Raw genomic sequence first — 9,295 nt, 5'->3', positions numbered from 1 at the left:
GAACCAGAGGTTACAATAGACACCCCTATTAATTAAAGTTAATTTCTTCCACAGAAACCCTTGTTTCTTCAGGTTCATTAGGATCTATATCAATTACAATACGTTTAATAATTAGCTGCAGTAATTGTTTTCTCTCACCGTCATCTAACGTATGCCAGTTGTCAGCAGTATTTAACAATAGTTCTTTTAGTTCATTGTCCATTTCCTTTTCTTCTTCAAGGTTCAATGTCTCTAATTCCTTCAATAGAGCTTCTTCCTTAATTTTTTCCTCTTTCATTCGATTTTGAAAGTCCTCATCTGATATTTGTTCTTCAGCCCATGCATATTGCCATTTTTTCCTTCTGGATTTAACCCGTTCTAAATCTTTTGTAATTTCATTATATCTTTTTAGATCTTCCTGATTATTTTTATCGTTAAGATCAAAGTCACCTTCATCAAATATTATCTTTTTGAAAGCCGACAAGAACTGTATTTCAATAAGTCTTTCTGCGACAGTTGGAAGATCACATTCTCTCATGGACCTACCTACACACAAATACCGTTTCCTTGCTCGTCCCTTTTTGCTGGAGTTGTTTATTCCTTTCAGTCTTTTACCACACCTAGCGCATTTAGTTATACCAGTGAAATAAAAGTTATTTTGAACGCTGCCTTTGGTTTTATTTAATCTTTTACTATCTCGTAATTTCAAATGAGCTTCATATGTTCCTTTGTCGATTATGGGTGGGTATACACCTTCTACATCAAATGATTTATCTTTGTTGGTCCTGACACCGTATTGCAATATACCTATATTCTTTTTGCTAATAAGAGTTCTTCTCACTTTATTTTCTGCCCACTTAGCACCAGTTCTTGTTGGTATCCCTCTTTCGTTTAGTCTAATAGCAATTAGGCGATCGCTCAGACCTTCATTGTTGTACCAGTTATACATATCTCTAATTACTTTAGCCTCTTCTTCTACTATAACAAATTCATCATTTATTTTATCGTGGCCGTATCCAACTGCACCACCTTTCCATTTACCCTCTCTGGCCATTTGTTCCATACCCATACTTACACGTTCACTCAACCTTTCCCTTTCAAATTGAGCAAATGAAGCAACCAATGTGATAAACATACGACCAATAGCACTAGTAGTATCATAAACTTCTGTAGCAGATTTAAATTTACAATCATTATCTTCGAATTTTTGAAGCAGTTCATATAAGTCTAATACCGATCTGGTCAATCTATCCAATTTAGAAACTAAAACACAATCGATTAATCCATCTTCTATATGTTTAAGCATGCGCTGTAATTCAGGTCTATTTGTATCTTTAGCACTTTTCCCTTCTTCCACATAAAAACCTACTACGTCCCATCCTTGAGACTCACAATAAGATGTTAATTGTCTTTTTTGAGCCGATATAGAAAAACCATCTAATTGCTCTTCTGTTGAAACACGTATGTATAAAGCTGTTCGCATTTTTATCCTCCTATAAAAAAAGCGCACAATTGACTGTACGCATTTTATGGTAATATTTACATCTACACAATAAACTTTCCATATCTTAAAATATGAAGTATGAATTTTTCACAACTCAAGAATATAGCTGAATATCATTTTAAAAATATCAGAACCAGATGTCAGTATTTATACATTGTCGAATACCGTCGTTCCGGAAATCTCTATATGTTTTATGCTAAATTTCGTTGCAAACGTACAATTATTGTTAAATCAGTCAAAATCCATCAAAATGGATTTATTATTTTGTCTTGATTTTGTCGAAACATGTAGAAACTGTGCAACAAGTTTTAAAATATCTCGGAATCATGTATTTTTTATCTATCTTTTATATTACAATGATGTTACAATAATAATATAAAAATAAGAACAAGCGTTCGTTTTTTGATCTACACAAACACATAAATAATACATTATTTATTATTAAGGGGTTGTGCTAATTGGACAAAATTAAAGAAGTTGCTCTAAGAATTTTAATCGAGAATAGCAAGAAAGACCCTGAAGCAAAAAAAATAATATCTGAAATTCAAAATTTAAGAAAAAAAATCAAAGTTTAATCTTTTCTATGGGCGTCTGCTATACCTTCTGCATACGCCTGTATTTTCTCCCAAACTTTGTCTCTATCTTCTTCTGGAACCTCCTTCAATATTTCAGACAGATATTTAAACTGTAATTCGTTTTCTTCTGTTTCAGTTAAGTGTGGATCCTGACTGTTACCTAAAAGAAAATCAATTGTAACGTCAAATAGTTCAGACATTTTTATCAATAAAGATTGGTCAGGTTCCACTCTGTTTGTTTCATAGTGAGAATAACGAGCTCTAGAAATACCAAGTTTGTCCGCAATTTCTTGTTGAGATCTTTTACCCCTTAAACTTTTTAACCGTTCACCTATCAAATTATTCACAACCCTTCTTCAAGCCTATTATAGATAAAAAAGTTATCATAAAAAACAAAAGATAAAATATTTTTCAAAATAATTATTGACGATAAGTAATTTATCGTTTATATTGATTATAGTGATAAAAAACTTATCAAGAAATGAGGTGTTTTATTTGGAAAGAAAGAAACTTTTAGAACTTAGAAAAAAATTCGGTTTAACCCAAAATCAATTGGGAGAAAAGTTAGGAATTTCAACTGTTTATGTCCGAAAACTAGAAAAAGGTGTGGTTAATCCTGGAAGAGATACACTCTTGAAATATGAACTTTTTTTCGATAAAGACATGAGAGAGTTATTTCCTGATATTTTTTTTGATAAAAATGATAAAAAACTTATCAAAAATAATGAAAGGGTGATCTAATTGACTAAAGTTATTTTTTCCACCAGTGAAAACCATACTAAACAATTAATGCTTAACTTCTTCAAGAAAACATCCATTCCTAGATTAAAAAAGCAGTATCTAGAACAACAGTCCAAGCAAGATACTGCTTAGTAGGGCGCATTATTATTATATCCATTCATCATAAAATAAACTATTCCATTTCGGAATATTGAAAGGTGGTGAAAAAGTTTTGAAGTACGGGGCGATTTTAAAAGCTTGTCGTTCTCGTGCTGGATTAAGTCAGGAGGAATTAGCTCATAGGTTACACATAAATCAGTCGGACATATCTAAGTACGAGAACGATACTAAGGAACCAACAATGTCAACTTTCCAAGCATGGGCAACAAACACCCAAGCACAAGAAGTAATGGTGGCATTTGTATGTGGCGTGGATGGTTTGTCAATCTTACAACAGTTATCAGACGTTATTATCGCAGGTTTAATAAGTTTTCTCTAAGTATCATTCTACAAACATTTTCTAGAGAGGAGATTGATTAATGGTAGTAAGATCTAGTTTTTGGTTGAAGTTGTCTCCAAAACAAAGGATTAGTGTGCTACGTCATTACGCAAATAAAAAAAGCCAACTTGCAGAAACAAGTTAGCAAAGGAAAATTAATTCGTAAATTTATTATAACACATAAAAATTTGATTTGATAGATAAAAAATATTATTCGGTTAAAATCACAAGATTGGTGGTGGATCAAATGTTAACAGTTGAATGGTATGAAAATCGGATAAAAGAGAACCAGAAAAATTTAAAAGAATTTGAGACCTGGATGGACTCTGATAAAAGGGGCAATATTCCTGAAGCTGCTCTGGAAGTCATGTTCAATGGAAAGATAGATTTAGAGCAAAAAAATAAAAAATATAAACAAAGAATCGAAGAATTAAAAGCTTTAGAGATTGAAAAATGTGAGTAAAGACAGTGACATCTAGTCCTGTCTTAGTGATCACGAACGAAATCAGTCTAAAATGAACGATCAGTCGTAATGCCATGCGATTCCCCCGAATCGTTCGTGATTGCTAAGATGCGACTAGCATCTAATTTAAATAATGAGAGGAGAAATCTTATGTCAGAAAGTAAGCAAATAGTGGATCTAAATGCATTTGCTAATGGAGAAGTTGCAGCACGATTTAATTATGAACTCCAACAACTATTAGAAAACATTGCAGATCCTAATACTGATCACAAGAAAGCAAGAAAGTTAACAATGACGTTAACATTAAAGCCAAATGAAGCAAGGGAAATTGTTGATACCTCAATTCAAGTAAAATCTTCCCCAGCTCCAAGGAAAGATGTTGGTTCTGTAATTCTCATTGATCGTGATGAAACTGGTAAAACTGTCGGCGCTGAATTGAAATCAGGTACGAAAGGACAAACATACTTAGATGATGATGGAACCGTAAAAGATGACAAGGGAGAAGTAATCGATTTTCGTAAACAAGGAGGAACTAAATAATGATCAAAGAAGCAATTCAATACATTGTAGGATTAGGTAACCGCGAAACATTCCATGAAAATGGACAAACATTTGTTACTGGTGATGTGACACTTCTAAAAGAACCACGTCCAACTGAAATTGAAGTTAGTACATTATCTGCGCTTGTGCATTATGCAAAATCGAAATTTGATGGACATGATAATTTTCTAATTCATGTAGTTAGTCCAACCCAAGTTCGATTAATGTCACCAACGAACAATGATGAAAATAGATCAATTTGGGTAGAAGCTAACGCATTGTTACCAACTATTAATTACGGTAGATATTATGATGCTGAAAGATTTAATATATTACTGCAATCTTGCTTTGAATTAAATGACGACAAGAATATTTTGTTAAAAGTTGTCGGAAATATCAAAGAAGAAGATGTTAAAAATTATGGTGATGATGGGGTTTCACAAAGTGTTACAGCGAAAACTGGTGTTGCACAAGTAGCAGATGTTGCTGTACCGAATCCAGTACTATTAGCACCATATAGAACATTTGTTGATGTAGACCAACCAGAAAGCAGCTTTGTTTTCCGTATGCAGAATGGTCCAGAATGCGCATTGTTTGAAGCAGATGGAGGAGCATGGAGACTAGAAGCTATGGACAACATAAGAGACTATTTAGCACTAAATTTAGCAGATGAAATAAAAGTAGGGAAGATTCATATTTTATCATAATGCATTCTCATAACGGGAGTGTAAAAGAGATATTTTATGCTCCCTAGTAATTTAGGAGGTTGTCAATATGTTTGAAATCAACTTCTTCAAGATAATAAAAAACGATTTCCATTGCATCAAATCCATTGTAGTGCCAGTTGGAAGTGTCACTGAATGCATGAAAATCGCAAGGGAAACCGTTCGAGATCTGGAACCTAATGTAGTGTTCCAGATCACAGATTTTATAGTTTGAATCCATTATACCACAATTCCAGAGGTAGGTGATAGCTTGAAGCGATTATTGGACAAGTCCTATTGGTTAGCAGTTGTTCTCATGATTTTAGCAGCAATGTATGGTTTTCCGCCAAGGTTTGAAAAGTTGTTTGGAATGTAAATGACCGCAATATTTAAGAAAAAAGACAGGAGGGCAGAAGAGAATGGCTAGAAAAATCAAAGAGGGATTAGATTATTTTCCACTGGACGTAGACATTGACCAGGATGAAAAAGTAGCACTAATTGAAGCTAAACATGGAGCAGCAGGATTTGCGATTATTATCAAATTATTAATGAAGATCTATAAAAACAGTTATTTCTATCAATGGGGAGAAAAGGAACAATTACTTTTCTCGAAAATCATTAATGTTGACATTAATTTAATAAATGATGTCATTAACGATTGTTTGAAGTGGGGATTATTCAGTCAAGAAAAATTTGATAATTACGAAATCCTTACTAGCAGAGGCATCCAAGAGCGTTTTCTCGAAGCTACTTCAAGACGTAAAGAGCCTAAAATAGTACAAGAATACTGCCTTTTGAGCGAAAAAGAGGTTAATGCATACAATTATTTAATTATTGTTAACAAAAATGGTGAATCAGTTAGAGTTATTGACAACAAAAGTACACAAAGTAAAGGGAAAGTAAATAAAGATCTTAATAATAATAAGGGCGAAATTTCTTCCCTTAATACAGCTAGATTTTTTGATGAACATGTTGCCCCTATTTCACCAATCGTTGCTGAACAAATAGACGATTGGGAACAAGACTTCCCACCAGAAATTTTAATTAGGGCCATGAAAGAAGCCGTTGTTCAAAATAAGCGAAGTTGGAAGTATGTCGAGAGCATACTGAGAGATTGGAAAAACAAGGGTGCTAAAACATTGAATGATGCGGAGGCACTGGTAGAACAATTTAACCAGTCGAAGGTTAAACCATTCCGCAAAAATCCAGGTGAACGAAAGGTGGCTGACTTCTAATGCCGAAGTTAAGTAAAGAAAAATTCATTGAACAAATGAATCAGTTATTGATCTTTTTTCCAAACTGGAATGTTGATCTTAGTAGCAAAACTGTAGCCTCAAGATGGTATCACCAATTTGCAGATTGTACGGACCGTGAATTTTTTAAAATGGTTCAACTTTATATCGAAAAAGAAAGCTTTAACCCAACTGTAGCTGGATTAAAAAAGTATTGGGTGAAAGATCAGCGAAAGCGACCAGAACAGGTCGAGTGGGAAAGAGTACAATTCCAACAGCACCAAGCTTTGCTGAATCAAGGAGAAACGAAAAATGTCAAGAGAACTTCTTGAACGTCAAATATTAGGGTGCTTGTTAAAAGATAACACGCTGATCGAAGAAACCAATATTACACCAAGTATGCTAGAAGTTGAAGTACACCAAGTACTTTTCGATTCTATGATTAAGATTTTTAAGTCCGGAAAAGTAGTTGACCAAGTAACCTTGTTATCATCATCTTATCAACAGTTAAATAAAATTGGCGGTATTGATTTTATTAACAAATTAAAGACAGATGGTGATCCAACTAACTTTGAAAGCTATGAGCAAACCTTTTTGGATGAGCTTAGAAAATCAAAAGCAAATAAACTACTGGAGAGCTTCCTTTCTTCCCAAGATAAAGACATTAATCATTTGATGTTGAACCTTGAAAAAATAGTGGATCAGGGCACAGACCAGGAACAAAATGTTAAAGATGTTCTGGTTGAATTGTACGAAGAACCACACTTAGAGCAATCAAGTCAAAATATGATACCAACAGGAATTAAATCATTGGATAGATTGATCTTAGGTTTTGAGAAAAAGACAAGTACCATAATTGGTGCAAGACCTTCGATCGGTAAAACAGCGTTCATACTCAAACTATCTAAAAGCGCAGCTAAATTAGGTTTTGTACCTTGTATTTTTTCTTTAGAAATGAACAAGAAATCCTTATTGCGAAGAATGATAAGTACGGAAGCAAATATAAACGGTCTGTTAGCTAAGCAATCTAATAAGCTTACTGATCACCAGAAAAAAGCATGGTCCAATGCCATTGGAGAGATTGATACTTACAACTTAGAAATATTTGATAACTCTATGAAAACGACACAGGATATGCGTTCAGATATTCGAAAAGTCATGAAAAAGCATCCTGGAAAGCAATTAATAGTGTTTATCGATTACTTAACCAAGATACAAACAAAAGACCGTTTCAATAATGAGCATATGCGTGTAACTGAGATTTCAGACCAATTAAAAGCAATTGCGAAAGATTATGATTTACCAGTTGTAACATTAGCTCAATTATCGCGGAATGTGGAACAACGTCAGGACAAACGACCAGGATTATCTGATTTGAGAGAGTCTGGAAGTATTGAGCAAGATGGTGATTTGATTATGTTCTTGTATCGAGACGATTACTATGATGCAGAAACCGAAAAACAAAACATTCTTGAAGTAATTGTCGCTAAAGCTCGTGATGGTGCTGTCGGAACAGTTGACCTTTATTACAACAAATCAACAGGCATTATTGCAGATTTGGAGGAACGATATGAATCTGGGAGAGTTGCTGCAGGAAGCAATTGAAATGAAGGCATATGGCTTACAGTCGTTGATCATGCTAGTGGTTTTTGAAAAACAAGTCTTATCACTGGAAGATGATGAAAGTGAACTGGATCTATATTTTAAACCAAACAATGCTAAACGGATTAATCAGATATTAAAGGAGTATCAAAAGAAAATAGGAATCAATCATGATGATCTGTTCTTCCAGGTAAATACAGACAAAACAAGTTTTATTGTTAAAGCAGATAACCAGGATCAAGCTACCAATCTTCTAAAAGGTAAACCGATCAAGAGCGTTAGATTTATAGATCCAAAAACTGAATTAGTGGAGGAAGATAAGCAACTGAATGCCAAAGCTAGATATGTTTTAGAATCTTTTGCTAAAAATCAAGGTGTTCCGTCAATTGTTAGTCAATTTTAACAATAAAGGATGTGTGAAAAATGAATAAGTGTATCGAATGTAAAAAGAATCACGCACATCATTGGGGAAGCAACTTTTGCTGGGAATGTTTTGTGAAGCTGTTTATAAATGGACCGAAAGGATGATTAGTGTGGTTTCGAAACATACAGAGAAATATCCAGTACAAAAGTATCGCATGCCATATAATCCTGACTTTCATGAAAATCATAATAAAGACTGGACTGTAGATGAATTAATATACATGTGTTCAATGTGGGATGTAACGAAAAAGGCTGACATAGCGTTAGCACTTGGCAGAACACATGCTTCAGTACTAACTCAAGCAGACAAGCTAAGGAAAAGTGGGGATTTTGAATACTACAAGAAGTTAGCTGATTCGCAGTAGACAGAAATTGCGAAGCAAAAGGAGGGTTGTAACTTAGGGTGCAATTGAAAAAGCTATCGAAAAATATTGTCGTGTGACTAATAGTAAACTAATTGGATATGACAACGGTTATTACTATTTTCTCGATAGTTGGGAAGAAGAGAAATCTTACCGACAAAAAGCATTATTAAGAGAAGTTAGTAATTTTGAATAGTACGCAATTCGAGTATAAAGCGAAGGAGTGAAGATATGCCAACCGTTTTTGTAAAGGGAAAAGAAGATCTGACGGAAGTAGAATATATCGGTGTATTTCAACGATCTAAAGTAATAGATCCATCACCTTGGGTAGGTGGTCATAATGGCGGAGTTGTATCTTATCCAGTGGTAGTCGTAAAAACGGATGAAGGGTTAAAGGAATTCAGTTTATCGGACGTGGTTTTTCAAAAGGAGGATTGACCCTGTGAGTAGCTTAGGTATAAGCAATCAATCAGACATTAAAATTTATGTTGATGATGAAGAAATTGGAACTGCAGCATCTATTGAAATGGAACCACAAGTAATCGAACCATCTGAGGGTACACCTAAAAGTTTAAAATCTAGAGATTTATCTTTTTCGTGTACTGGTACCACTTCAGATATAGGTATAATGAGTCAACATATGCGACAGTACTTTAAAACCCTTAAGATGAACGGAAAACTTTACATTTGAG

At 34.0% G+C, this 9,295-nt stretch carries 15 protein-coding genes; 13 read left to right on the top strand and 2 right to left on the bottom strand.

The genetic code is table 11. The features are described from left to right. Positions 1-28: 28 nt before the first annotated feature. Both GHT08_RS20830 and GHT08_RS20825 read right to left on the bottom strand, forming a co-directional pair. The gene (locus GHT08_RS20830) at positions 29-1,462 is read right to left on the bottom strand and encodes a recombinase family protein (protein ID WP_163583312.1); all 1,434 of its coding nucleotides are present in this window, start codon (positions 1,460-1,462) and stop codon (positions 29-31) included. Between the two features lie 592 nt (positions 1,463-2,054). Next, entirely contained in the window at positions 2,055-2,405 is a 351-nt protein-coding gene (locus GHT08_RS20825; protein ID WP_238343635.1) for a helix-turn-helix domain-containing protein, read from the bottom strand. 148 nt (positions 2,406-2,553) lie between these two features. Here GHT08_RS20825 and GHT08_RS20820 point away from each other — a divergent pair, with 148 nt between their 5' ends. The 13 genes from GHT08_RS20820 (at position 2,554) to GHT08_RS20765 (ending at position 9,294) form a co-directional block, all read left to right on the top strand. Then, on the top strand, positions 2,554-2,799 hold the full coding sequence (locus GHT08_RS20820) for a helix-turn-helix domain-containing protein (protein ID WP_163583311.1): 246 nt from the start codon (positions 2,554-2,556) through the stop codon (positions 2,797-2,799). Continuing rightward, on the top strand, positions 2,800-2,931 hold the full coding sequence (locus GHT08_RS22455) for a hypothetical protein (protein WP_272953923.1): 132 nt from the start codon (positions 2,800-2,802) through the stop codon (positions 2,929-2,931). It abuts the gene before it with no gap. Between the two features lie 79 nt (positions 2,932-3,010). Beyond that, positions 3,011-3,277 carry a helix-turn-helix domain-containing protein gene (locus tag GHT08_RS20815; RefSeq protein ID WP_163583310.1) on the top strand — a complete coding sequence of 89 codons (267 nt, stop codon included), beginning with the start codon at positions 3,011-3,013 and terminating at the stop codon, positions 3,275-3,277. 247 nt (positions 3,278-3,524) lie between these two features. Next, on the top strand, positions 3,525-3,740 hold the full coding sequence (locus GHT08_RS20810; protein ID WP_163583309.1) for a hypothetical protein: 216 nt from the start codon (positions 3,525-3,527) through the stop codon (positions 3,738-3,740). A gap of 150 nt (positions 3,741-3,890) precedes the next feature. After that, positions 3,891-4,280 carry a replication terminator protein gene (locus tag GHT08_RS20805; protein ID WP_163583308.1) on the top strand — a complete coding sequence of 130 codons (390 nt, stop codon included), beginning with the start codon at positions 3,891-3,893 and terminating at the stop codon, positions 4,278-4,280. Then, positions 4,280-4,987, top strand: a complete 708-nt coding sequence (locus tag GHT08_RS20800) for a hypothetical protein (protein ID WP_163583307.1) — start codon at positions 4,280-4,282, stop codon at positions 4,985-4,987. The genes GHT08_RS20805 and GHT08_RS20800 overlap by 1 nt, the downstream gene beginning before the upstream one ends. 416 nt (positions 4,988-5,403) lie before the next feature. Beyond that, on the top strand, positions 5,404-6,219 hold the full coding sequence (locus tag GHT08_RS20795) for a Lin1244/Lin1753 domain-containing protein (protein ID WP_163583306.1): 816 nt from the start codon (positions 5,404-5,406) through the stop codon (positions 6,217-6,219). After that, complete coding sequence (locus tag GHT08_RS20790; protein ID WP_163583305.1) at positions 6,219-6,548, top strand: hypothetical protein; 330 nt, start codon at positions 6,219-6,221, stop codon at positions 6,546-6,548. The genes GHT08_RS20795 and GHT08_RS20790 overlap by 1 nt, the downstream gene beginning before the upstream one ends. After that, the gene (locus GHT08_RS20785) at positions 6,529-7,821 is read left to right on the top strand and encodes a replicative DNA helicase (RefSeq protein WP_163583304.1); all 1,293 of its coding nucleotides are present in this window, start codon (positions 6,529-6,531) and stop codon (positions 7,819-7,821) included. The genes GHT08_RS20790 and GHT08_RS20785 overlap by 20 nt, the downstream gene beginning before the upstream one ends. Next, a complete protein-coding gene (locus tag GHT08_RS20780) occupies positions 7,787-8,221 on the top strand; it encodes a hypothetical protein (RefSeq protein WP_163583303.1) in 435 nt (144 codons plus the stop codon). The genes GHT08_RS20785 and GHT08_RS20780 overlap by 35 nt, the downstream gene beginning before the upstream one ends. Positions 8,222-8,351: 130 nt before the next feature. Beyond that, complete coding sequence (locus tag GHT08_RS20775) at positions 8,352-8,606, top strand: DNA-entry nuclease (protein ID WP_202882543.1); 255 nt, start codon at positions 8,352-8,354, stop codon at positions 8,604-8,606. 228 nt (positions 8,607-8,834) lie between these two features. Then, complete coding sequence (locus tag GHT08_RS20770) at positions 8,835-9,041, top strand: hypothetical protein (RefSeq protein WP_163583302.1); 207 nt, start codon at positions 8,835-8,837, stop codon at positions 9,039-9,041. A 4-nt stretch (positions 9,042-9,045) separates the two neighbouring features. Further along, positions 9,046-9,294: a hypothetical protein gene (locus GHT08_RS20765; protein ID WP_163583301.1), complete on the top strand. Its 249-nt coding sequence runs from the start codon at positions 9,046-9,048 to the stop codon at positions 9,292-9,294. Position 9,295 lies beyond the last annotated feature (1 nt).

It is taken from the genome of Gracilibacillus saliphilus (assembly GCF_010994085.1).
In the GTDB taxonomy this organism is placed as follows: Bacteria; Bacillota; Bacilli; order Bacillales; family Amphibacillaceae; genus Gracilibacillus; species Gracilibacillus lacisalsi.
The sequence above is the reverse complement of the archived record's forward strand: the minus strand, read 5'-3'. Positions and strand labels throughout refer to the sequence as shown.